Source organism: Curtobacterium sp. VKM Ac-2884 (genome assembly GCF_015350945.1).
Lineage (GTDB): Bacteria > Actinomycetota > Actinomycetes > Actinomycetales > Microbacteriaceae > Curtobacterium.
The window spans coordinates 392,966-415,428 of sequence record NZ_JADKSA010000002.1 but is presented as its reverse complement, the minus strand read 5'-3'; the positions used below and the strand labels follow the sequence as shown (position 1 = coordinate 415,428).

The following is a 22,463-nucleotide window of genomic DNA, read 5'->3' as shown; positions in this document are numbered from 1 at the left end:
ACGGATGCACACGGGGCAGCACATCCGCACGGACGCCGGATCCACCTGGTTCTTCGACGCCGGTCGGATCGCCCTGGACTTCGCGCACACCGGTGGGTTCGCCGACGACCCGGACGGCCGGCGTCCCCGATCGCAGCTCGGTGAGCTGCTCGCGAGCCCGGCCGACCTGGACGAGTGGCTCAGCGACCACACCGAACCGATCGACGTCGGGGCCAGCGCGCGCGAGCTGCAGGACGCCCGCGCGCTCCGCGCCGCGATCGCCCGACTGGCCGTCGCCGCGGCCCCCGGCCCGGCGACCACCGCGGCCGAGCGCACCGCGGTCGCGGCGGGCCTGCGTGCCGGGACCGGCCGCACGCGCCCCGCGCCCGACGACATCGACACCGTCAACCTGTTCGCCGCCCTGCCGGACGTGCCCCCGAGCCTCCCGGGCGGCCGCCGACGTGCCGGAGCCAACCGTGTCCGCCTGGCCCAGGCACTGTCCAGCGTCGCGCGTGACGCCGTCGCGTTGTTCACCGAGGTCGGCTTCGACGACGTCGAGGCCGACGGCCGGCCGACGCGCCTGAGCCGCTGCTCGGCGGACGACTGCGCGCTGGTCTTCTACGACTCTTCGCGGGGCGGGACGCGTCGCTGGTGCTCGATGCAGCGGTGCGGGAACCGCGCCAAGGTCCGTGCGCACCGCGCTCGGCGCGCGGCGGCCTGACCACCCTCCAGCCAGCCGTCAAGGCACCGCGAAGAAAAAGATTCGGTGCGCCGAATTCTCTGGCATGCTGGGTCCCGTGACCGACACCGCCGCCGCCAGGACCACCGAGCAGCCCTCCGGCACGCCGCGCCGCCGCGCCGCGGGCCTGACCCTGCTCGGCCCGGCGTTCGTGGCGGCCATCGCCTACGTCGACCCCGGCAACGTGGCGGCCAACCTCACCGCCGGGGCGAAGTACGGCTACCTGCTCCTCTGGGTCCTGGTCGCCGCGAACGCGAGCGCGGTCGTCGTGCAGTACCTGTCCGCCAAGCTCGGCGTCGTCACGGGCAAGTCCCTGCCGGAGCACCTGGGCCTGCGGATGCGTCGCACCCCGAGGCTGCTCTTCTGGGGGCAGGCCGAGGTCGTCGCGGCCGCGACCGACATCGCCGAGGTGATCGGTGGGGCGCTCGCCCTGCACCTGCTCTTCGGCCTGCCGCTCGTCGCCGGCGGGCTGATCACGGGCGTGGTCTCGATGCTCCTGCTGACCCTGCACAGCCGCCGCGGGACCCGCACCTTCGAAGCCGTCGTCACGGCGATGCTCGCGATCCTCACCGTCGGCTTCTGCGCCGGACTGCTCTTCGCGCAGGTCTCCCCTGCCGAGCTCGTCAGCGGCTTGGTGCCGCGGTTCGAGGGCTCGGAGTCGGTGATGCTCGCGGCGTCGATGCTCGGCGCGACGGTCATGCCGCACGCGGTCTACCTGCACTCGGCGCTCGCCCGCGACCGGCACGGCGACGTGCCCGCCGGCCCCGAGCGCCGCCGCGTGCTCGTCGCGACCCGGTGGGACGTCGGTCTCGCGCTGGTGGTCGCCGGCGGCGTGAACATCTGCATGCTCGTCCTGGCCGCGGCGACCCTGCCCGGCGTCGCCGGCACCGACTCGATCCCCGGCGCCCAGCGGGCGATCGCCGACCACGTCGGGCCCGTCGTCGGGGTGCTCTTCGCGGTGGGGCTGCTGGCGTCCGGACTGGCCTCGACCTCGGTCGGCTGCATGGCCGGCGCCGAGATCATGAAGGGGCTGTTGCACGTCCGGATCCCGCTCGTGGCGCGGCGTGTGATCACCCTGGTGCCGGCGATCGTGCTGCTCGCGATCGGTGCCGACGCGACGATGCTGCTGGTGGTGAGCCAGGTGGTGCTGAGCTTCGGGATCGCCTTCGCGATCGTCCCGCTGGTCGTCTACACGTCGCGCCGCAGCATCATGGGCACGGACGTGAACGCCGCGACCACCCGCGTGGTGGCGTGGGTGATCGCGGCGGTCATCGTGGCGCTCAACGTCGCACTGATCGTGCTCACGGTGACGCAGTGAGCGCCGAGACGTCGGTCGTCACTCGACGACCGTGACGTCCTTCCAGAACGCGACGTAGCCCGAGTAGTCCTTGCCGACGCGGTCGAACGACGACGGGATCGGCGTCGGGTAGGACCACGCGCGGTCCTGCAGCGCCTGTCCGTCGACGTTCACCGTGAAGTACTGGGTGTCGCCCTTCCACGGGCAGTGGTACTGGGTGGGGCTCTCGGTGAACAGCTCGGACTTCACGCTCGACGGCGGGAAGTACCAGTTGCCCTCGATCTTGATGAGGTCCTCTTCCGGGGCCTCCGCGATCACCGTGTCGCCGACGACTGCCTTCATGCGTTGCTCCTTCGCTCGCTGGTGCCGGACGGCCTGGACGGCGCTCCGGTCCCTGTCCGCCCGAACGCTACGCCCGGCCCCGCGATTCCCGCAGGACGACCAGGTCCGGTCCGACGGCGAGCGCCGCGTGCACCGGCTCGCGACCGAGGACGGCGGCGCTCTCGGACGCCGTGACCAGGTGCTTCACCGCGCGCCGGAGCCCGGTGTACGCCGCGCAGGCCGCGGCGGCCTCCGGTGAGGTGTGGTCGATCCCGACCGCGGCGAGCGCATCGACGGCGGCGCCGGCGGCGAGCAGGTCCTCGACGGCGAAGTCGGGTGCGTCGGGCACGTCGACGGTCTCGCCCGCGGCCTCGGCCGCGTCGTCCAGTGCTCCGGCATGGTGCAGCCCGGCGGCCACGACCGCGACGACGCACCGGTCGCCACGATCGGCCTGGAGGCCCGTCACCCGTTCCGCGATCGCACTCGCGTTGCCGAGGTGGCCGAGCACGACCTCCGGACCGTCCGGCAGCTGGGCGGTCGCGTTCCGCAGCGCGCGGCGCTGCGCCGCCGCGTCCGGCGAACTCGGCAGGACGTCCACCCAGACGACGAGGTGTGCGCCGTGGGCGATGCGTGCCGCCCCACCGGTGCCCCACGCGAACCGGACCTGGTACTGCTCCTGGGTGCGTTCTGCCACGTCCGTCACGATAGCCGCCCGGACGATGCTGTCCCTCTCCACAGGGTGGCCGTCCCGACAGGCTCCACCATGGTCGACGACCGTAGGATGCACTTCCATGGAGATCGCCCCCGCGCCCACCCTGACCGGCGACCGTGTGACGCTCGAGCCCCTCGCGCAGGAGCACGCGGAAGACCTGCGGGCAGCGGTGACGGACGGCGATCTGTGGCGCACCTGGTACACCTCGGTCCCTGCGCCGGCCCAGGTCGAGGACGAGATCGACCGGCGCCTCGCCGAGCACGAGGCCGGCCGCATGGTGCCCTTCGCGGTGCGGGACCGTCCGACCGGCCGCGTGGTGGGTTCGACGACCTTCATGAACATCGACGCGGGCAACCGACACGTCGAGATCGGCAGCACCTTCCTGGCCAAGTCGGCGCAGCGATCGGGCATCAACACCGAGGCGAAGCTGCTGATGCTCTCCCACGCGTTCGAGGCCTGGCAGTGCATCGCGGTGGAGTTCCGCACGCACTGGCACAACCACCAGTCCCGCGCCGCGATCGCCGGCCTGGGCGCGAAGCAGGACGGCGTGCTGCGGAACCACTCGATCGGTCGCGACGGCACGCTCCGCGACACCGTGGTGTTCTCGATCATCGCCTCGGAGTGGCCGGCGGTCCGGCTGTCCCTGGCCGAGCGGCTCCGGCGGCACGACCGCGCCGAGGGGTCGCGCCGCCGGTCCGCCCGGCACGCCTGACCGTCAGAGCGTGTGACGGACCGTCCGGTCACCGAGCGGCTGGACCGGACGCGCGTTCTCGACGTGCGCTGCCTCCAGGTCGGCGAGCTGGTCGGCGCCGAGCTCGATCGGGTCCTCGAGCACGATCCACCGCACCCCCTCGGTGCAGGGCGGCGTGGTGAGCGACCCCTCGTAGGTCGCGAAGGAGCGCGACGCGGGCAGCATCGCCTCGACGTCCACCGTGCTCTCGCGACCCGCCCCTGCCGTCGCACCGGCGAGGTAGCTCTCGTAGGCGGGGTTGTGCGCGCCCCGCTCGGCGAGGACCCCGACGACGGTCAGGGCGCCGCGGTCGTCGGCGTGCACGAAGTGGAACTCCGCGTCGGCCGGGTCGCCGTCGACGGTGTGCTCCGACCCCGCGTGGAAGTGCATCTGCACCAGGTCGAGGTCCGCGCCGGCGATGGTCGTCGAGGCACCGTCGCCGGCGGTGAACTGCACGGTGTGCCCGTTGTCCGCCGTCAGACCCCGGACAGCGCCCGAGCCCACGAGGTCGAGGTCGGCGCCACCGCGGGCGGCCGGCAGATCGATCGGGGACTGCTGGGCGCCGGTTCCGCACGTGCCGTACTCGTCGGCGAGACCACCCCAGTGCTGCGGGGCGCCTGCTCCCTCGTACGACCACGACGTACCGGCGTCGTGCGCGTCGGCCTCGGGAGGCGTTCCGGCCGCGCAGCCGGCGAGGACGAGGAGGACGGCTGGGGCGGCGAGCAGGGGCAGGCGGGGGTGAGTGGATCGCATGCTGTACACACTCACATACTCGTATTTCACATTTGCCGTGAGTGGTCGTCGGCCGCGAGCGTAGGGTCTTGGGCATGCACGTCGGTATCCGGATCGTCCTCGATGCGCCGGTCGACGCCGTGCGCGATGCCCTGCTGTCCCCGTCCGTGATGGTCGCGGTGACGAAGCCGTTCCTGGTGTACCGCTCGCGCAGCGCCGAGGGGTTCCCGGAGCGGTGGGAACCGGGGCACCCGCACCCGATCACCGCGAGTGCGTTCGGACTGGTGCCGAGCGGCGACACGCACGTCGACCTCGACCTGTACGAGATCGACGGCGTCCCCGTCCAGCGTGACAACGGCGGCGGCACGAGCGGGCTGTTCGGCCGCATGACGATGCGCCACCGGATGGCGGTCGTGCCGGCTCCCGGCGACCGGACGCTGCTCATCGACCGCCTGACCTACCGGATGCGGCCGTGGCCCCTCGGCGCACTGCTGTGGCCGGGGATGTGGGTCATCTGGCAGTGGCGGGCGTACCGGATGCGTGCGCTCGCGCCCACCTGGCGGACGGATGCTGCCTGACCGAGGCGAGTCGGGCCTCCCGTCCACCGCGGAGCGGGCGTAGCCTCGACCACGTGAGCCAGACGCGCCCCCAGGAGCCGACGACCGACGACCGTGTCCGCAGCACGCTGGCGACCGTTGACTGGCGGCGCATGACGTTCGACCTGTACCGCCGTGTCCGCGCGACGCCCGATCCCCAGACGGCGCACGCGCTGTGGCGGGAGACCCGCGACGCGATGTTCGCGGAGCACCCCGCGTCGCCGCTCCTGGACGACGACGCCCGCGACTTCGAGTCGCTGCCCGTGCCGGACTACGACCCCGCCTGGCGGTTCCAGGTGCGCATCGAACCCGCCGAGCCCGCCGAGTTCGACTACGAGACCGGCACCGACGGCACCGTGCACTTCGACCGCCTCGGCGTCGTGACGGTCCCGGGCGTCGGCACGCTCGACGTCTGGTCGCACGGGGGCTACGCGGGCGGGCTGTTCGTCCCGGTGAAGGACTCCAGCGCCGGCAAGGCCCGCGGCACGTACGGCGGCGGACGCTACCTGCTCGACACGATCAAGGGCTCGGACCTGGGCGGCGACGACGCCGACTCGCTCGTGCTGGACTTCAACTTCGCGTACAACCCGTCGTGCGCGTACGACCCGGCGTGGGCGTGCCCGCTCGCGCCTCCCGGCAACACCGTGCCGGTGCCGATCCCGGTCGGCGAGCAGTACGACTTCTAGGGTGGAACGCATGGCAGGACTGGTCGCACTCGACGCCGGCGGACGCGTGCCGCCCTTCGAGCAGGTCCGCTCGCAGATCGCGGCGCAGATCGGCGCGGGGTACCTCGTCGACGGCGAACGGCTGCCGAGCGTGCGGGGGTTGGCCGACGAGCTCGGGCTGGCGGCCGGCACGGTCGCGAAGGCCTACCAGCTGCTCGAGGAGGCCGGGCTCGTGCACACCGCGCGTGGTGCCGGCACCCGGGTGGTGCGGCCGGCCGAGGTGCCGGACGCCGTGGCCGATGCGGCCCGTGCGCTGGCAGCCGCTGCCCGCGCCGCCGGACTGTCGGCGGACCAGGCGGCCACCGCGCTCAAGGACGCCTGGCCCGCGTAGCGCGGGGCTTCGGGGCGTACCTGGTGCTTCCGGGCGTACCTGGTCGGAAGTTTCGGCCCGGTACGCCCGATCCGACTTTCCATCGCGGCCGTTCTGGGAAGGAACCCGCGCTCAGCAGTGCTCGAAGACGTAGGCGTCGTCCGTCGGTGTCACCAGGTCGCGGTCGCGGAGGATCGTCATCGCGGGCCGGTCCTCCAGCCCGCACACCGATGCCCACGAGCGCTCGAGGGTGTCCGCGTACTCGATGTCGATGACCCGCTTGCCGTAGGCCTTCGTGTACGCCGAGCACTCCTGGTACTGCACGCACTCCTCGGCGACGACGAAGTCGAACCCGGTCTGCTTCCGGCCGGAGGCCCCGAGCTGTGGCGTGTTCTTCTGCCCGACGGCCAGGCCGTGGCGGTGCCCGGTGTCGACGAGCGACTTCGCGAGCGCCAGGTTGCCGGCGCGCGTCAGCCGCTTCCCGCTCCGGGTCCACGAGTCGAGGTTGTCGAACTCGACCGCGTCGAACCCGCGATCGCCGCATCGGGCGATGGACTTCGTGAGCACCTTCGTGATGAGCGCGCGCTTCGCCGCCGTCCGGGTGTCGAGGAGCATCTCGTCCGGCCAGCCCGGGTCGGACACCGGCTTGCCGGCCCGGTCGCGCAGGATCGCCGACGGGTAGGACTTCGTCCACGTGCCGGCGGACTCGGGCTGGGTCTGGAACCCGTTGACGTAGCAGATGTCGTACTTGCCCTTCGCGGGCTTCGCGGTGCTGTCCCGCTCGACGATCGTCACGCCGGACGGCGGCGTGTAGGAGCCGCCGAGCTGGTAGTCCGGGCGCCCCGAGGTCGGCAGGTTGCGGTAGCTCGCCGCCGCGCTGGTCGGAGCAGCCTCGGCGCAGCCGGCCGTGCCGAGGACGGCCACCAGGGCCATCGCGGTGGTGATCAGGACGGTTCGCGTACGCACCCGGGAATCCTCGCATGCGCACGGCGAACGGACCGGTCCTGGGTTCTGCGGGGTGCACACGCTATGCTGGTGGTACTCGAGACGCCGATCGTCTCGTGCGTCGTACGGACGCCCCGAACTCCCGACCACGTTCCACTGATCCTCTGGTCGATGATCGAGCACCTCCCGAAGGTGCCCAGGCTTCTCTGCTGCGGCGACTGCGCCAGCCACTTCTGTTGGCGCGCATCCCGCCCGCGCGCTGCCTCAGAGCGCGCCCACAGCCGGTCTCATCCGGCTCGAAAGGTCACCATGACCACCAATGACCTCCGTTTCTCCGACCTGGGCGTCCCCGCGCCGATGGTCGCCGTCCTCGCCGACCAGGGCAAGGAGACCGCGTTCCCGATCCAGGAGGACACGCTCCCCGACTCCCTGCAGGGCAAGGACGTCCTCGGCCGTGGCCGCACCGGCTCCGGCAAGACGATCGCGTTCGCGATCCCGCTCGTCGCCCGCCTCGCCGCCAGTGGCCGCAAGCGCCGTGCCGGCCGCCCCCGTGCCCTGGTGCTCGCCCCCACCCGTGAGCTCGCGACCCAGATCGACGTCGCCCTCGCCCCGCTCGCCAAGGCCATGGGCCTGAACACCACGACCATCTTCGGTGGCGTCGGACAGGGCCGTCAGGTCGACGCCCTGCGCGGCGGCGTGGACGTCGTCGTGGCCTGCCCGGGTCGCCTCGCCGACCTCATGCAGCAGGGCCACGTCAACCTCGGTGACATCGAGGTGACCGTCCTCGACGAGGCCGACCACATGGCCGACATGGGCTTCCTGCCCGGCGTGACCAAGATCATGCAGGCGACGCCCGAGCAGGGGCAGCGTCTGCTGTTCTCCGCCACGCTCGACAACGGCGTGGACAAGCTCGTCAAGAAGTTCCTGCACAACCCGGTGATGCACTCCGTCGACGAGGCGAACAGCCCCGTCGAGGCGATGACCCACCACCTGTTCGAGGTCGCCGACGCCGACGCGAAGAAGCACCTCGTGAGCACCCTCGCCTCGGGCAACGGTCGCCGCATCCTCTTCATGCGCACCAAGCACCACGCCAAGCGCCTCGCCAAGCAGCTCAGCAGCCAGGGGATCCCGGCCGTCGACCTGCAGGGGAACCTGTCGCAGGGCGCCCGTGAGCGGAACCTGGCGAAGTTCTCGTCCGGCGAGGCCCTCGTCCTCGTCGCCACCGACGTCGCCGCTCGTGGTGTGCACGTCGACAATGTCGAGCTCGTCGTGCACGTCGACCCGCCCACCGAGCACAAGGCGTACCTGCACCGCTCGGGCCGTACCGCCCGTGCCGGTTCGTCCGGTGACGTCGTCACGGTGACGATGCCCGCCGAGCGTCGCGACGTCGCGCAGATGATGCGCGCCGCAGCCATCAAGGTCACCCCGCAGCAGGTCACCGCGACCTCCCCGGCGGTCACCACGCTCGTCGGCGAGATCGCCCCGATCCGCCACGTCGCCGAGGACCAGCCCGCACAGCAGCAGCGTCAGCCGAAGCAGCGTTCCGCCGATTCCGCCGGTGACCGTGGTCGCCGTGGTCGCGGTGGCCGTCCGGGAGGCTCGGGTCAGCCCGCGCGCTCCGGCTCGGCTTCCGAGTCCGCCGGTTCGGCCGGGGGCCGTCAGGGCCGTCCGGCTCGCGGCGCACGTTCCGAGGGCACCGGGCGCTCCGCCGCCGCGGGCGCGGGCTCGACGGGTGGTCGCCGTACCGGCGGCAGCCGTCGTGCCGGCAGCGACACGGTGCGCGGTGGGTCCTCTGCGGTCTGGTCCTCGGACGGTGGCTACGCTGCGGGCCGTGGAGCCGGCCAGGAGTCGGGCGGGGGCCGTCGTGGCTCGTCGCGCCGCGCCTCCCGTCCGGCCGGCGCTGCCGACCGCCACTGATCGGTCGACCCGGCCCGCGCTGACCAGCGGGGGACAACCTTGGGGGCGCCTGCGAGGCGGACGCCCCCAAGGGCGTAGTTTCTCCTTCACCGGATGCCGCGCAAGCGGCTGACGGGGAAACGTCCGCTGTTGGAAGGAGTGCCTATGGCTGGGATCGAAGACATCAAGAACGCCGCTGAGAAGGCGGCAGGCAAGGTCAAGGAGGCCGTCGGGAACGCGACGGACAACGACCACCTCAAGGCTGAGGGCAAGACCGATCAGGTCAAGGCCGACACCAAGCAGGCGGGTACGAACGTCAAGGACGCCGCTTCCGGCGTCGCCGACAGCCTCAAGAGCGACCGCGACACGAAGTAACAAGCCGGTCCAGTACCGTGCTGCGAAGCCCCCGGATCCGATCGGATCCGGGGGCTTCGTCGTGTTCGGGTGCTCCGTTGTGCTCGGGGACCGAGCCGGTCGCTACATGAGCGCGCCGACCGACGCGAGGCCCGCGCGCAGCAGGGCACCGCGGCCACCCTCCATGTCGTCGGCGACGCCGTCGGACGCGGCTTCCATCGGGGTCATCCAGGTGAGCTCGAGGGCGTCCTGCCGGGGCTCGCACGTGCCGGTGACCGGGACGACGTAGGCCAGCGAGATCGCGTGCTGCCGCTCGTCGGTGTACACCGAGGCGCCGGGCAGCGGGAAGTACTCGGCCACGGTGAACGGCGTCGGGCTCGACGGCAGCTGCGGGAACGCCATCGGGCCGAGGTCCTTCTCGAGGTGGCGGAAGAGCGCCGTGCGGATGGACTCGCCGAACATCACGCGACCGGACACCAGGGTGCGGACGATCGAGCCGCTCGGGGCCACACGCAGGAGCACCCCGACCTCGGTCACGACGCCGAGCCCGTCGGTGCGGACGGGGATCGCCTCGACGTAGCAGATGGGGAGTCGACGACGCGCGTTGGCGAGTTCCTCGTCGGACAGCCAGCCGGAGTCGGGGTCGGGGGTTTGCAACGAGGCCATGCACCGTGTCTACCAGGGACGGCGTCGAGTTCGGCGGAAGGCGCGGGACTTGGGGATGGTTAGCGTTGTCCACATGATCGATGCAGACCTGGTGCAGTGGACCCGTCCCGCGGAAGAACGCGCAGGGACACCGCTGCTCGTGACCATGCACGGGGTGGGGTCGAACGAACGCGACCTGCTCGGACTCGCCCCCGCGCTGCCGGCGGCCTGGACGACGGCGTCACTGCGGGCGCCGATGCCGTGGGGCCAGGGGTTCAGCTGGTACCCGCTCGGGACGCCGGGCTCCCCCGCGCTCGAACCCGTCGACGCCGCGGTCGCCGAGGTGCTCGCGTGGATCGACTCCGTCGCCGCAGACCACCCGCGGATCGGACTCCTCGGGTTCTCGCAGGGCGGGTCGATGGCGCTGCAGCTGCTGCGGGCCCGACCGGCTGCGTTCGCCTTCGCGGTGTCGCTGTCCGGGTTCGTCGTACCGGGGGCGACGGACTCGCGTGACGAGGCCGTCGCCGCCGTCCGGCCGCGGGTGTTCCTCGGGCACGGCGACCTCGACCCGGTGATCCCGGCGGAGGCCACCGCGCGGACGCAGGCGTGGGCGGCGGCGAACACCACCGTGACGGACCGGACGTACGAGGGTCTGCCGCACGCGGTGTCGGCAGCGGAGCTGTCGGACGTCGCGGCGTTCATCGGGGCGTAGGCGCGGGCGCGCAGCGCGCTCGGTGAGCGGCGCGGGACGCGCTTGGTGAGCAGAAATGGTCGGGTCCGACGTGCGGACTCGACCATTTCTGCTCACGATGCGCGGGGGTCAGCCCCGGCGACGACGGACGGGAGGCACGGTGCGGGCTGGCACCGTGCCTCCTGTCCGTCAGTCGGCGAGGATCTGCAGGAGGTCCTTGCGGAGCTGGTCGACCTTGGCGGTGGCGGCCTTCGCCTGGTCCTCCGTCGCGGTCGTCCGGTACATCTGCAGGACGCCCATGGTCTTCCGGAGCGCCTCGAAGAACTCGCGCTGCGCGTCCGGGATCCCTGGAGCCGCGTCGAGTGCCGCTGCGATCTCGTCGGCCTTCGCCTTCGCCTCGGCCTTGCCGGCGTCGGTGAGCTCGAAGAGCGTCTTGCGGCCGTCACCCGACGAGACCACGAGGTCTTCGTCGACGAGCTGCTGGAGCGTCGGGTAGACCGAGCCGGGGCTCGGCTTCCAGGCACCGCCGGTGCGCTCGGCGATGGTCTTGATCACGGCGTAGCCGTTCTGCGGCCCCTCGGCCAGCAGGCCGAGGATCGCGAGGCGGACGTCACCGCGGCGGCGGCGTTCGCGACCGAAGCCGGGTCCGCCGAAGCCACCGAAGCCGGGGCCGAAGCCCATGCCCGGCCCGAAGCCCGGGCCGAAGCCACGGCCACCTCGGCCGCCGTGCTCGTGGTCGTGGTCACCGCGGTCGCGGCCGGGGAAGCCGGCGCCGTGGTGCTGCCGCGCGCCGCCGAAACGGGGGCCGCGCGGGTGGTGGTTGCTGTCGTTGTCGTTGTGCATGGGGCGCATGATGCGTCCTTCCTTGTTGCTGAGTCGGCTCGCGACCGGTCTGACTGGTTTCGTCTTCGTCGTATCGCGATGTGTTTACGATAGATCGCTAACTATCGTCTTGTCAAGGGGTACTCCCCGCTCGGGCTGCTGTCGGTGGTGACGGGCAGGATGGGACGGACCATGACGGACGTCTTCGAGCGCTTCTCCCCCGCGACCGCGGAGTGGTTCCGTGGTGCGTTCAACGCCCCCACCCCCGCACAGGCGGGCGCGTGGGACGCCATCTCGACGGGGCAGCACGCACTCGTCATCGCGCCGACCGGTTCCGGCAAGACCCTCGCCTCGTTCCTGTGGTCCATCGACCGGCTCATCAGCGCGACCGACCGGCCCCCGGCCAAGCAGCGCACGCGGGTCCTGTACGTCTCGCCGCTCAAGGCCCTCGGCGTCGACGTCGAGCGGAACCTGCGCAGCCCACTCGTCGGCATCACGCAGACGGCCCGGCGGCTCGGCACCGAACCACCCGAGGTCACCGTCGGGGTGCGCAGTGGCGACACCCCGTCGTCGGACCGGCAGAAGCTGCTCCGCCAGCCGCCGGACATCCTCATCACCACGCCCGAGTCCCTGTACCTCATGCTCACCTCGCAGGCGCGCGAGACCCTGGTGAACGTCGACACCGTCATCGTCGACGAGGTCCACGCCGTCGCGTCGACCAAGCGCGGAGCGCACCTGGCCGTCTCGCTCGAACGACTCGACGACCTGCTCGACAAGCCGGTGCAGCGCATCGGGCTGTCCGCCACGGTCCGGCCGCCGGAAGAGGTCGCCCGGTTCCTCGGGGGTCGGGCGCCGGTGACGATCATCGCGCCGCCGGCGCAGAAGACCTTCGACCTGCGCGTCGTCGTGCCGGTCGACGACATGGCCGAGCTCGGTGCTCCGCCGGTCGGTGCGGACGCGTCCGACGCGCCCGCGAACGGCTCGATCTGGCCGCACGTCGAAGAGCGTGTGGTCGACCTCATCGAAGAGCACCGGTCGACGATCGTGTTCGCGAACTCGCGGCGACTGGCCGAGCGACTCACCGCGCGGCTGAACGAGATCCACGAAGAGCGCGTCCTCGCTGCGGCGGCTCGGGCTCCGGCTCCGGCTTCGGCCGCGGTGGGCGATGCGCTGGTGCCGGCGGGTGTCTCGCCGGCCGACGACGGCCTGCCGGTGGCGCGGGGTCGCCCGCAGTCACCCGCGCGGACCTCGGCGCACGCGGTCGCACCCCAGGGCACGAAGCGGCCGCCGGCGCAGATGATCGGCGCGTCCGGGCAGACCGGTGGCGGCGGCTCCGACACCGCAGTGCCCGTGCTCGCTCGCGCCCACCACGGCTCGGTGTCGAAGGACCAGCGCGCGATCATCGAGGACGACCTGAAGTCCGGTCGGCTGCGGTGCGTGGTCGCGACGAGTTCGCTCGAGCTCGGGATCGACATGGGCGAGGTCGACCTCGTCGTCCAGGTCGAGGCGCCGCCCTCGGTCGCGAGCGGCCTGCAGCGCGTCGGGCGTGCCGGGCACCAGGTGGGCGAGATCTCCCGCGGGGTGCTGTTCCCGAAGCACCGAGCCGACCTCGTCAACAGTGCGGTCACGGTCGAACGGATGGTCTCGGGGCAGATCGAGTCGATCTCGGTGCCGGCGAACCCCCTCGACGTCCTGGCGCAGCACACCGTCGCTGCCGGGGCGATCGACACCGTCGACGTCGAGCACTGGTTCGACCTCGTTCGACGCAGCGCCCCGTTCAGCGGACTGCCCCGGTCGGCGTTCGACGCCACGCTCGACCTGGTGACCGGGCGGTACCCGAGCGACGAGTTCGCCGAGCTCCGCCCGCGCCTGGTGTGGGACCGCGTGCACGGCACCCTGACCGGACGCCCCGGCGCCCAGCGGCTCGCGGTGACGAGCGGCGGCACGATCCCGGACCGCGGCATGTTCGGCGTGTTCATGGTCGGCGAGAAGGCCTCCCGCGTCGGTGAGCTCGACGAGGAGATGGTCTACGAGTCCCGCGTCGGGGACGTCTTCGCCCTCGGAGCCACGAGCTGGCGGATCGAGGAGATCACCCACGACCGGGTCATCGTGAGCCCGGCCTTCGGACAGCCCGGTCGGGTGCCGTTCTGGAAGGGCGACGGCATCGGACGCCCCGCCGAACTCGGTCGCGCCACGGGGGCGTTCGTGCGCGAGGTCGAAGGCGCCTCGGACGACGACGCCCGCGCTCGGGTCGCCGCCGGCGGCCTCGACGAGCGTGCCGTCACGAACCTGCTGACCTTCCTGCGCGACCAGCGCGCGGCCACCGGGCACGTGCCCAACGACACCACGCTCGTGGTCGAGCGCTTCCGCGACGAACTCGGCGACTGGCGGCTCATCCTGCACTCGCCGTACGGCATGCAGGTGCACGCGCCGTGGGCCCTGGCGGTCGCGGCACGGCTGCGTGAACGCCACGGCATCGACGGCGACGCGATGGCCGCCGACGACGGCATCGTGGTGCGCATCCCCGAGACCGACGCCGAACCGCCGGGCGCCGACCTGTTCGTGTTCGAGCGCGACGACCTCGAGGCACTCGTCACGGACGAGGTCGGTGGCTCGGCGCTGTTCGCCGCGCGGTTCCGCGAGTGTGCGGCGCGCGCCCTGCTGCTGCCCCGTCGGAACCCCGGGCAGCGTTCGCCCCTGTGGCAGCAGCGGCAACGCGCCTCGCAGCTGCTCGAGGTGGCCCGGAAGTACCCGTCGTTCCCGATCGTGCTCGAGACCGTGCGCGAAGTGCTGCAGGACGTCTACGACGTGCCCGCCCTGCTCGGCATCGCCGACGAGATCGCCGGCCGCCGCATCCGCCTGGTCGAGACCGAGACCGAGACGCCGTCCCCCTTCGCCCGCTCGATCCTGTTCGGGTACGTGGCCGCGTTCATGTACGAGGGCGACTCCCCGCTCGCCGAGCGTCGGGCGGCGGCGCTGTCGCTCGACTCGACACTGCTCGGCGAGCTGCTCGGTCGTGCCGAACTGCGGGAGCTGCTCGACCCGGCGGTCATCGCCTCGGTCGAACAGGACCTGCAGCGACTGTCGCCGGACCGCCGCGCCCGCGACGCCGAGGGGCTCGTCGACGTCCTGCGGTTGGTGGGGGCGCTCGACCTGTCCGAGGCCGTCGACCGGAGCTGGCTCGTAGGGACCGCGGACCGCGAGGCGGCCGACGCCGAGGTCCAGGCGATCCTCACCGCGCTCGAACGGGACCGCCGCGTCCTGTCGTTCTCGCACGCCGGTTCCACCCGCTGGGCCGTCATCGAGGACGCCTCGCGCCTGCGTGACGCCCTCGGGGTCCCGCTGCCGATCGGCGTACCGACCGCGTTCGTCGAACCCGTCGCCGACCCGCTCGGTGACCTGATCGGCCGCTACGCCCGGTCGCACGGGCCGTTCTCGGCGCAGGAGGCCGCGGGTCGCCTCGGCCTCGGGATCGCCGTCGTGCAGGACACCCTGCGCCGCCTGGTCGCTGACCGGCGTGTGGTCGAGGGCGAGTTCCGCCCGGATCGGCAGGGCGCCGAGTGGTGCGACGCCGAGGTCCTGCGCCGGATCCGCACGAAGTCCCTCGCCGCGCTCCGCCACGAGGTCGAGCCGGTGTCTCCGGACACACTCGCGCGCTTCCTGCCCGCCTGGCAGCACGTGCAGAACCCCGGCACCCGCGGCGGTCTGCGCGGGGTCGACGGAGTCCTGCAGGTGATCGACCAGCTCGCCGGCGTCGCCCTGCCCGCCAGCGCCTGGGAGACCCTGGTGCTGCCCGCGCGGGTGACCGACTACTCCACGAACATGCTCGACGAGCTGACCGCCACGGGCGAGGTCCTGTGGTCCGGCGGTGGGACACTGCCCGGCAACGACGGGTGGGTGCGCCTGCACCTGGCTGAGACGGCGTCGACGACGCTCGCCGAGCCCTCCGGCGACGAGACCACCGAGCTGCAGCGCGACGTGCTCGGTGCCCTCGCCGGCGGCGGCGCGTACTTCTTCCGCCAGCTCGGGCAGGCCGTCGGCAGCACCGACGACCCGGCCCTGACGACGGCGCTGTGGGACCTCGTCTGGGCCGGGCAGATCACGAACGACACGTTCGCTCCGCTCCGCTCGATGCTCGGTGGCAAGGCGAAGAGCAGCAGCGCCCCGCGGGCCCGCGCCTACCGCGGGCGGCGACGACCGACGATGCCGACGCAGTCCGGCCCGCCGTCCGTCGGTGGCCGCTGGTCCCTGCTCCCCCTGGCCGAGTCCGACTCGACCGTGCGGGCCGCCGCGACCGCCGAACAGCTGCTCGAGCGCTACGGAGTCGTCACCCGCGGGGCCGTCCAGGTCGAGGGGGTCCGGGGTGGGTTCGCGGGCGTGTACCGGGTGCTCGCGCGGTTCGAGGAGTCCGGGCGGGCGCGACGCGGCTACTTCATCGAGGGCCTCGGCGCCGCACAGTTCGCCACGGGCCCGACCATCGACCGGCTGCGGACCTACGCCCGTGACCTCGACGACGACGAACGCGTCGACCCGGACCGGAAGCGCGAGGCACTGACCCTGGCTGCGACCGACCCCGCGAACCCGTACGGCGCATCGCTGCCCTGGCCCTCCGACGACCGCGCGGCGGCCGATGCGGGCGACACGAGCGCCGACGTCGCTGCGGTCGCTGCGGCTGCGCAGAAGGCCCCGGCACCGGCCACCACCACCGGCGCGCGCGGCCACCGGCCCGGGCGCAAGGCCGGAGCGCTCGTCACCACCGTCGACGGCCGGCTCGCGGTGTACGTCGAGCGGGGCGGGAAGTCGGTGCTGACCTTCACCGACGATCCCGCCGACCTGGCCGTCGCAGCCGCGTCCATCGCGGGCATCGTGCGCACCGGCCTGCGGAAGCTCGCGGTCGAGCGCGTCGACGGCGAGTTCGTGCTCGGTACCCCGCTCGGCACCGCGCTGGGCGACGCCGGGTTCACCGCCACCCCGCAGGGACTCCGGCTCCGTGCCTGAGGGCGACACCGTCTACCGGGCAGCGCACCGGCTGCACACGGCGCTCGCGGGCAAGGTCCTGACCCGGAGCGACTTCCGGGTGCCCGCGTTCGCGACCGTCGACCTGGTCGGCCGCACCGTGGACGAGGTCGTGCCCCGTGGCAAGCACCTGCTGCACCGGATCGGGGACCTGACCGTGCACTCGCACCTGAAGATGGAAGGGCGGTGGGACGTCTACGCCCCCGGTGAGCGCTGGCGGCGTCCGGCGCACCAGGCACGCGCGATCCTCGATGCCGAGGACGTCTCGACCGTCGGGTTCACGCTCGGGGTGCTCGAGGTGGTCCCCCGCGACCAGGAGTCCGAGGTCGTCGGGCACCTCGGCCCGGACCTGCTCGGGCCCGACTGGGACGCCGACCTGGCACTCGAGAACCTGATGCGGGATCCTGCACGTCCGGTCGGACTGGCGCTGCTCGACCAGCGGGTGCTCGCCGGCCTCGGCAACGTCTACCGCAACGAGCTCTGCTTCCTGCGCGGGGTCCTGCCGACCCGCCCGGTGGCCGAGGTGCACGACGCCGGCCGGACGATCTCCCTGGCGAGCCGGCTCATCCTGGCGAACCGCGACCGCAGCCACCGGGTGACGACGGGGATCGACCGCCCGGGGCGTCGGTTCTGGGTCTACGGACGAGCGGGCAAGCCGTGCCTGCGGTGCGGCACCCGGATCCGGCGAGGAGACCTCGGCGACTCGGAGCTCACCCTGCGGGACACCTACTGGTGCCCGCGCTGCCAGACCTGAGCCGCGGTCGCAGCGACGAGCACCGGCACGTGCCTGCTCACCGGCTGACGGGGTGCAGGCGCTCGGCGGCGGTCGTCCGCACGGCGTCCGTGACCCGCTCGAGCAGCGGGGACGCCAGGTTCCACCGTTGCCACCACAGGGCGACGTCGGCCCGGCGGGTCGGGGTGAGCTCGAGCAGCTCACCCCGCGCCAGGGCATCGAGGCACTGCGCCTCGGGCAGCATCCCCCACCCGAAGCCGAGCGAGACCGCCCGTGCGAAGTCGGCCGAGGTCGGGACGAAGTGGCGTGGACCGGAGGGCGCGTGGCCGAGCACCCGGCGGAGGTAGCCCTGCTGCAGGTCGTCGTCGCGGTCGTAGTCGACGAGCGGCACCCGGTCGAGGCGGCTCAGCATCCGCCGCTCGGTGTCGGCGTCGGACAGGTAGCGGTCGACGAACGCCGGCGACGCCACCGCCCGGTACCGGTCGATGCCGAGCGGTACCGACGAGCAGCCCTGCACGGGATCCGCCTCGGCCGTCACGGCACCCATCACCGTGCCGGCGCGCAGCAGCTCGGCGGTGCGGTCCTGGTCCTCGCGGTGCAGGTCGAAGACCACCTCGGTGTCGGCACGGACGAGTGCGAGCGCGTCGAGGAACCACGTGCCGAGCGAGTCGGCGTTGACGGCGAGCGGGATCGACGGCACCGCGGACCCCGCACCGTCGGCATCGGTCTCGCCGAGTGCGCGAGCGGTCTCGTCGTCGAGCAACCGCACCTGACGTGCGTGCCGGAGCACGACCGCTCCGTCGGCAGTCGGGGTGACCGGGGTCGTCCGTTGCAGCAGGACCCGGCCGACCTGCTGCTCCATCGACTTGATGCGCTGCGAGACCGCCGACGGGGTGATCGCCAGGGCCCGGGCGGCCGCGTCGAGGGTGCCGTGGTCGACGGCGGCCAACAGGGTCTCGAGGTGCTCGCGCTGGAACCGGACCATGCAGTGCAGCTTACGGCGCTGTAGGAACGTGAGCTGGTCTACAGACGAGGGTGCACCTAGCGTCGTGGACGTGACCGCACTCCTCCCCCTGCTCGCCGGCCTCGGCACCGGACTCGCCCTGATCGTCGCGATCGGTGTGCAGAACACCTACCTGCTCCGGCTGGCGGTCAGCTCGGGTCCGCGCGTGGTGACGGCGGCGGTCGTCGTGTGCGCGGTGTCGGACGCCGTGCTCATCGTCGCCGGGGTGCTCGGCGTCGGGGCCGTGGTCGAGCGGTTCCCGGTGGCGCTCGTCGTCGTGCGGTTCGTCGGGGCCGCCTTCCTCGTGACCTACGGCGTGCTCGCCGCGCGACGGGCACTGCGGCCGTCGAGCGACGCCATGCGCGTGGCCGACGAGGCGGCGGACGACGGCGTGCCGGAGCCGGCCGCGGGCACTGTACCCGAGCGCCCGGGGACGGTGGTGGCGGGGCGGACGCGCACCGCGCCTCCCGGCCAGGCGGTCACCATGCGCACGGCAGTGGTGACCATGCTCGTCTTCACGTGGGCGAACCCGCACGTGTACCTGGACACGCTGGTGTTCCTCGGGTCCGTCGCGAACCAGCAGAGCCCGGACGACCGCTGGCTGTGGACCGTCGGCGCCGTCGCGGCGAGCTGCCTGTGGTTCGGCGCGCTCGGGTTCGGCGGGCGACTGCTCCGGCCGCTGTTCGCGAAGCCCCTGACGTGGCGGGTGTTCGACGGCCTGGTCGCCGTCGTGATGCTGGGCTTCGGCGTCCTGCTGGTCGTCGGCGCGTAGGAGGTCGGAGCCCGCTACTGCTGCCCCTTGCCCACCCGGCTGTTGCGGCGGCTGTACCCGAAGTAGATGGCGAAGCCGATGACGAGCCAGACGACGAACCGCAGCCAGGTCTCGACCTCGAGGTTCAGCATCAGCCAGAAGCACAGCACGGCCGACAGGATCGGGATCACCGGCGACCACGGCACCCGGAACGAGCGCGGGGCGTCCGGACGCGACTTGCGGAGCACGATGATGCCGATCGACACCAGCACGAAGGCCGACAGCGTGCCGATGTTGATCATGCCCTCGAGCTTGTCGACCGCGGTGAACCCGGCGAGCAGCGCGACGACGACGCCCGCGACGACCTGCACGCGCACCGGCGTCTGCGTCTTCGGGTTCGTCTTCGAGAACCAGCGCGGCAGCAGACCGTCACGGCTCATCGCGAAGACGATGCGGGACAGGCCGAGCAGCAGCACCATGACGACGGTCGTCAGACCGATCAGGGAGCCGATGGCGATGATGCCGGCCGCCCACGGCAACCCGACGATGTCGAAGGCCGAGGCCAGCGACGGTGCGTCCTCCTGCGCCAGGCGCTGGTACGAGACCATGCCGGTGATGACGATGCTGACGCCGACGTAGAGCAGCGTCACGATGCCCAAGCCGATGAAGATGCCGCGGGGCAGCGTCTTCTGCGGGTTCTCGGTCTCCTCCGCGCTGGTCGCGACGACGTCGAAGCCGATGAACGCGAAGAACACGAGCGACGCCGCGGCGAGCAGCCCGAAGACGCCGTACTGCGCGGGCTCGGAACCGGTGAACCAGGACACGAGCGACTGGGTCCAGACGCTGCCCTCGGCACCCTTGGCGGGCTCCGACGGCGGGATGAACGGGGTGAAGTTCGCGGCCTTGACGAAGAACGCGCCGGCGACGATGACGAACACCACGATGGCGACCTTGATGATCGTGATGACCGCCGAGACCCGCGACGACAGGCGGGTGCCGAAGGCAAGCAGCACCGTGAAGATGCCGACGATCAGGACCGGGCCCCAGGTGAACGGGATCGGGCCGAGCTGGATCGTGCTCGGCAGGGTCACTCCGAACACGTCGAACGCGGTGCTGAGGTAGATGCCCCAGTACTTCGCGATCACGGCGCTGGCGGTGAGGGTCTCGAGGATGAGGTCCCAGCCGACGATCCAGGCGAGCAGCTCGCCCATCGTGGCGTAGGTGAACGTGTACGCGGAACCGGCGACGGGGATCGTCGAGGCGAACTCGGCGTAGCACATGATCGCCAGGCCACACGTGACGGCGGCGAGCAGGAACGAGATGATGACGCCCGGCCCGGCGAAGTTCGCGGCGGCGTTCGCGCCGACCGAGAAGATCCCGGCGCCGACGGCGACCGCGGTGCCCATGGCGGCGATGTCGAACGTCTTCAGGGAGCGTTTCAGGGACCGGCCCTGCTCCTCGGAGTCGGCCAGTGAGGCCTCGATCGACTTGATGCGGAGCTTCGTTGCCATGGGGTGGATCCCGTCATCGGCTGGGCGGCGGACCCCGTGACAGTACTGGTGTACCACCCCGACACGCAAACAGCGGAGCCGCTGGGCGCACGGGAACCGGGTTCCGTGGGCAGGGCGGGTCGACCGGGAGGCCCGGCTCGGCTCAGGCGGATCGGCGCCAGTCCGCCAGGAACCGCGCTCCGGCCTCGTCGTGGATCACCCCGTCGGGTGCGGTGAGCACCGGGTACGGCGTCGCCGGCACGCCGTCCGAGGGACGGACGTCGACGTGCGCGACCTCGTGGCCGTTCGCGTGCAGCCAGTCCGCCATCGCGTAGTCGCTGCGCGAGTCGCCCATCGTGCGCCAGGCCGTCGGCAGCTCGCCGTCCTGCGCCAGGAGTTCGAGCGACCGCTCGGCGCCCATGTCCTTGCCGCTGCGGTCGGACTCGACGTCGGTCGAGATGATCGTCGGGTCGATCCGCCACTGCACGGCGCCGTCGGCGTCGGGTCGGACGTCGTCGAGACGGCGCACGCCCAGGCCGCGACGCTCGAGGGCCGCCATCGCCTTCGCGTCGAACTCGGGCTGCCGAGCCAGGTACGTGGCGTTCGGCACCTCCACCCGCTGCTCGATCGACACCATGGCGCGCTTCGTCTCGTCGAAGAACACCAGGTCGGCGTACTCGGTGCGGACGAGCTCGCGCATCTCGTCGGCGTAGTCGCGCGGGAGCGCCAGGTCGTCGGCGACGGTGAGCTCGCTCATCCCGCCCTCGTACTGCGGGCCGATCGAGCACCAGACGGCGCCCTTCTCGCAGACGGCGTGCACGCGGCCGCCCTCGGCGAGACCACCCGCCAGCAGCGGACCGACCACCTCGCTCCGGATGAAGGCGTCGCTCCGGCCGGTGTTGAAGACGACGGGGATGCCCTCGGCGGCCAGGGCGACCAGGTCCTCGATGATGCTCGGGATCGCGATGGTGCGGGAGACCGGGCTGGCGATGGGCCCGTCGACGTCGAGCAGGAGACCGAGACGAGGTGGGTTCACCACGCCATCCTCTCGCAGTCAGCTGCTCGGTGAGACGACCCGGACCAGGAACCCGTCGAGCACGGCGCCGATCGCAGCCGGGTCGGGCACGTGACCCTGCCCGGGGACCTCGACGTAGTCCGAACCCGGCACGGCCTCGACGACTGCTCGAGCCGCCTGCCGCATCCACTGGTGGCCGTCGCTGCCCGCGGCGACGAGCACCGGGACGCCGACCGCTGCTGCCACCCGCTCCGGGATCGCCAGGCCGTTGAGCACCCGCACGTCGCGGCTGAGCACGTGGGCGTCGACGACGAGGGACCGCCAGAGCGCGCCCCGCAACCGCAGCGCCGAGATCTGCCCCATCGGCACCCCCAGGACGTGCGCGAGGAACGCCCGGACGGCCTGGGCACGACGGCCGGCAGCGACGTGCTCGTCGAGCAGGTCGGCGAAGACGACGTCGTCGGCGTGCGGGTCGACCGTCGCCCGGTACGGCGGCTCCCACAGCACGGCGGCCCCGAGCGGGACACCGGCGGCGAGGCCGCGGAGGACCACACCCGCGCCGACGCAGAGGCCGAGCGCGGCGACGGGTCCGTCCACACTCGCGACGACGGCCGCGAGGTCCTCGACCTCGCGCTCGATCGTCCACGGGGTGGTGTCGCCGCTCGCGCCGCGCCCCCGCCGGTCGTACGTGATGACCCGGTAGCGGTCCTGCAGTGCTTCGGTCAGGTGCTCGACGGTGGGGGTGCCGTGGTGGTCGAAGGCGCCACCGACCACGACGAGCGCCGGACCGGTCCCCGCGTCGGACACGGCGATCACCGTGCCGTCGGCGGAGACGACCGTGCGGTCGACGTGCTGGTCCATTGGGGGCCTTCCGAGGGTGGTTCGACGGCGCTGCGTCGGGTCCTCGGGAGGGACCGGGCGGGTCGGTCCTCGAAGCATGGCATCGGAGCGCTCCCACGTC

Annotated in this window: 22 protein-coding genes; 12 read left to right on the top strand and 10 right to left on the bottom strand. The window is 72.4% G+C overall.

The window, feature by feature from the left end; all coding sequences use genetic code 11:
• The first annotated feature begins 4 nt into the window (after positions 1-4).
• Positions 5-700, top strand: coding sequence for a CGNR zinc finger domain-containing protein (locus ITJ60_RS06455; protein ID WP_123311680.1), 696 nt, complete (start codon positions 5-7; stop codon positions 698-700).
• A gap of 76 nt (positions 701-776) precedes the next feature.
• A complete protein-coding gene (locus tag ITJ60_RS06450; RefSeq protein WP_214546623.1) occupies positions 777-2,036 on the top strand; it encodes an Nramp family divalent metal transporter in 1,260 nt (419 codons plus the stop codon).
• A gap of 18 nt (positions 2,037-2,054) precedes the next feature.
• On the opposite strand, the gene ITJ60_RS06445 is transcribed toward ITJ60_RS06450, so the two are convergent.
• Entirely contained in the window at positions 2,055-2,357 is a 303-nt protein-coding gene (locus tag ITJ60_RS06445) for a DUF427 domain-containing protein (protein ID WP_111083501.1), read from the bottom strand.
• A gap of 67 nt (positions 2,358-2,424) precedes the next feature.
• Positions 2,425-3,030: a hypothetical protein gene (locus ITJ60_RS06440; protein ID WP_228509877.1), complete on the bottom strand. Its 606-nt coding sequence runs from the start codon at positions 3,028-3,030 to the stop codon at positions 2,425-2,427.
• Between the two features lie 97 nt (positions 3,031-3,127).
• On the opposite strand from ITJ60_RS06440, the gene ITJ60_RS06435 reads away from it, so the two are divergent.
• On the top strand, positions 3,128-3,760 hold the full coding sequence (locus ITJ60_RS06435; protein ID WP_123339447.1) for a GNAT family N-acetyltransferase: 633 nt from the start codon (positions 3,128-3,130) through the stop codon (positions 3,758-3,760).
• Positions 3,761-3,763: 3 nt separating this feature from the next.
• Here ITJ60_RS06435 and ITJ60_RS06430 read toward each other — a convergent pair whose 3' ends face one another.
• Complete coding sequence (locus ITJ60_RS06430) at positions 3,764-4,531, bottom strand: carbonic anhydrase (protein WP_194647349.1); 768 nt, start codon at positions 4,529-4,531, stop codon at positions 3,764-3,766.
• A 74-nt stretch (positions 4,532-4,605) separates the two neighbouring features.
• On the opposite strand from ITJ60_RS06430, the gene ITJ60_RS06425 reads away from it, so the two are divergent.
• The 3 genes from ITJ60_RS06425 to ITJ60_RS06415 all read left to right on the top strand — a co-directional run bounded on the left by ITJ60_RS06425 (position 4,606) and on the right by ITJ60_RS06415 (position 6,162).
• Positions 4,606-5,088: a hypothetical protein gene (locus ITJ60_RS06425; RefSeq protein WP_194647348.1), complete on the top strand. Its 483-nt coding sequence runs from the start codon at positions 4,606-4,608 to the stop codon at positions 5,086-5,088.
• Between the two features lie 131 nt (positions 5,089-5,219).
• Complete coding sequence (locus ITJ60_RS06420) at positions 5,220-5,792, top strand: DUF1684 domain-containing protein (RefSeq protein WP_194647611.1); 573 nt, start codon at positions 5,220-5,222, stop codon at positions 5,790-5,792.
• 10 nt (positions 5,793-5,802) lie between these two features.
• A complete protein-coding gene (locus ITJ60_RS06415) occupies positions 5,803-6,162 on the top strand; it encodes a GntR family transcriptional regulator (protein WP_165901018.1) in 360 nt (119 codons plus the stop codon).
• 111 nt (positions 6,163-6,273) lie between these two features.
• Here the strand turns inward: ITJ60_RS06415 and ITJ60_RS06410 are convergent, their stop codons facing one another.
• A complete protein-coding gene (locus ITJ60_RS06410) occupies positions 6,274-7,107 on the bottom strand; it encodes an endo alpha-1,4 polygalactosaminidase (protein ID WP_194647347.1) in 834 nt (277 codons plus the stop codon).
• 288 nt (positions 7,108-7,395) lie between these two features.
• On the opposite strand from ITJ60_RS06410, the gene ITJ60_RS06405 reads away from it, so the two are divergent.
• Entirely contained in the window at positions 7,396-9,003 is a 1,608-nt protein-coding gene (locus ITJ60_RS06405; RefSeq protein ID WP_123293088.1) for a DEAD/DEAH box helicase, read from the top strand.
• Positions 9,004-9,147: 144 nt separating this feature from the next.
• Positions 9,148-9,357: a CsbD family protein gene (locus ITJ60_RS06400; protein WP_111083508.1), complete on the top strand. Its 210-nt coding sequence runs from the start codon at positions 9,148-9,150 to the stop codon at positions 9,355-9,357.
• Positions 9,358-9,459: 102 nt separating this feature from the next.
• Here the strand turns inward: ITJ60_RS06400 and ITJ60_RS06395 are convergent, their stop codons facing one another.
• Positions 9,460-10,002: an NUDIX hydrolase family protein gene (locus ITJ60_RS06395; RefSeq protein WP_111083509.1), complete on the bottom strand. Its 543-nt coding sequence runs from the start codon at positions 10,000-10,002 to the stop codon at positions 9,460-9,462.
• Positions 10,003-10,075: 73 nt separating this feature from the next.
• Here ITJ60_RS06395 and ITJ60_RS06390 point away from each other — a divergent pair, with 73 nt between their 5' ends.
• Entirely contained in the window at positions 10,076-10,693 is a 618-nt protein-coding gene (locus tag ITJ60_RS06390; RefSeq protein ID WP_194647346.1) for an alpha/beta hydrolase, read from the top strand.
• Between the two features lie 168 nt (positions 10,694-10,861).
• On the opposite strand, the gene ITJ60_RS06385 is transcribed toward ITJ60_RS06390, so the two are convergent.
• Complete coding sequence (locus ITJ60_RS06385) at positions 10,862-11,515, bottom strand: PadR family transcriptional regulator (RefSeq protein WP_228509876.1); 654 nt, start codon at positions 11,513-11,515, stop codon at positions 10,862-10,864.
• A 171-nt stretch (positions 11,516-11,686) separates the two neighbouring features.
• Here ITJ60_RS06385 and ITJ60_RS06380 point away from each other — a divergent pair, with 171 nt between their 5' ends.
• Together ITJ60_RS06380 and ITJ60_RS06375 are read left to right on the top strand one after the other, a co-directional pair.
• Complete coding sequence (locus ITJ60_RS06380) at positions 11,687-16,492, top strand: DEAD/DEAH box helicase (protein ID WP_194647344.1); 4,806 nt, start codon at positions 11,687-11,689, stop codon at positions 16,490-16,492.
• A complete protein-coding gene (locus ITJ60_RS06375; RefSeq protein ID WP_194647343.1) occupies positions 16,485-17,264 on the top strand; it encodes an Fpg/Nei family DNA glycosylase in 780 nt (259 codons plus the stop codon). The genes ITJ60_RS06380 and ITJ60_RS06375 overlap by 8 nt, the downstream gene beginning before the upstream one ends.
• Before the next feature lie 37 nt (positions 17,265-17,301).
• On the opposite strand, the gene ITJ60_RS06370 is transcribed toward ITJ60_RS06375, so the two are convergent.
• Positions 17,302-18,228: a LysR family transcriptional regulator ArgP gene (locus ITJ60_RS06370; protein ID WP_194647342.1), complete on the bottom strand. Its 927-nt coding sequence runs from the start codon at positions 18,226-18,228 to the stop codon at positions 17,302-17,304.
• Between the two features lie 70 nt (positions 18,229-18,298).
• Here ITJ60_RS06370 and ITJ60_RS06365 point away from each other — a divergent pair, with 70 nt between their 5' ends.
• Entirely contained in the window at positions 18,299-19,018 is a 720-nt protein-coding gene (locus ITJ60_RS06365) for a LysE/ArgO family amino acid transporter (RefSeq protein WP_323749116.1), read from the top strand.
• 14 nt (positions 19,019-19,032) lie between these two features.
• On the opposite strand, the gene ITJ60_RS06360 is transcribed toward ITJ60_RS06365, so the two are convergent.
• From ITJ60_RS06360 to ITJ60_RS06350, 3 genes are all read right to left on the bottom strand, one after another.
• Entirely contained in the window at positions 19,033-20,508 is a 1,476-nt protein-coding gene (locus tag ITJ60_RS06360; RefSeq protein WP_194647340.1) for an APC family permease, read from the bottom strand.
• 142 nt (positions 20,509-20,650) lie between these two features.
• The gene (locus ITJ60_RS06355; protein WP_194647339.1) at positions 20,651-21,523 is read right to left on the bottom strand and encodes a hypothetical protein; all 873 of its coding nucleotides are present in this window, start codon (positions 21,521-21,523) and stop codon (positions 20,651-20,653) included.
• Between the two features lie 18 nt (positions 21,524-21,541).
• Positions 21,542-22,363, bottom strand: coding sequence for an alpha/beta fold hydrolase (locus ITJ60_RS06350; protein WP_194647338.1), 822 nt, complete (start codon positions 22,361-22,363; stop codon positions 21,542-21,544).
• Positions 22,364-22,463 lie beyond the last annotated feature (100 nt).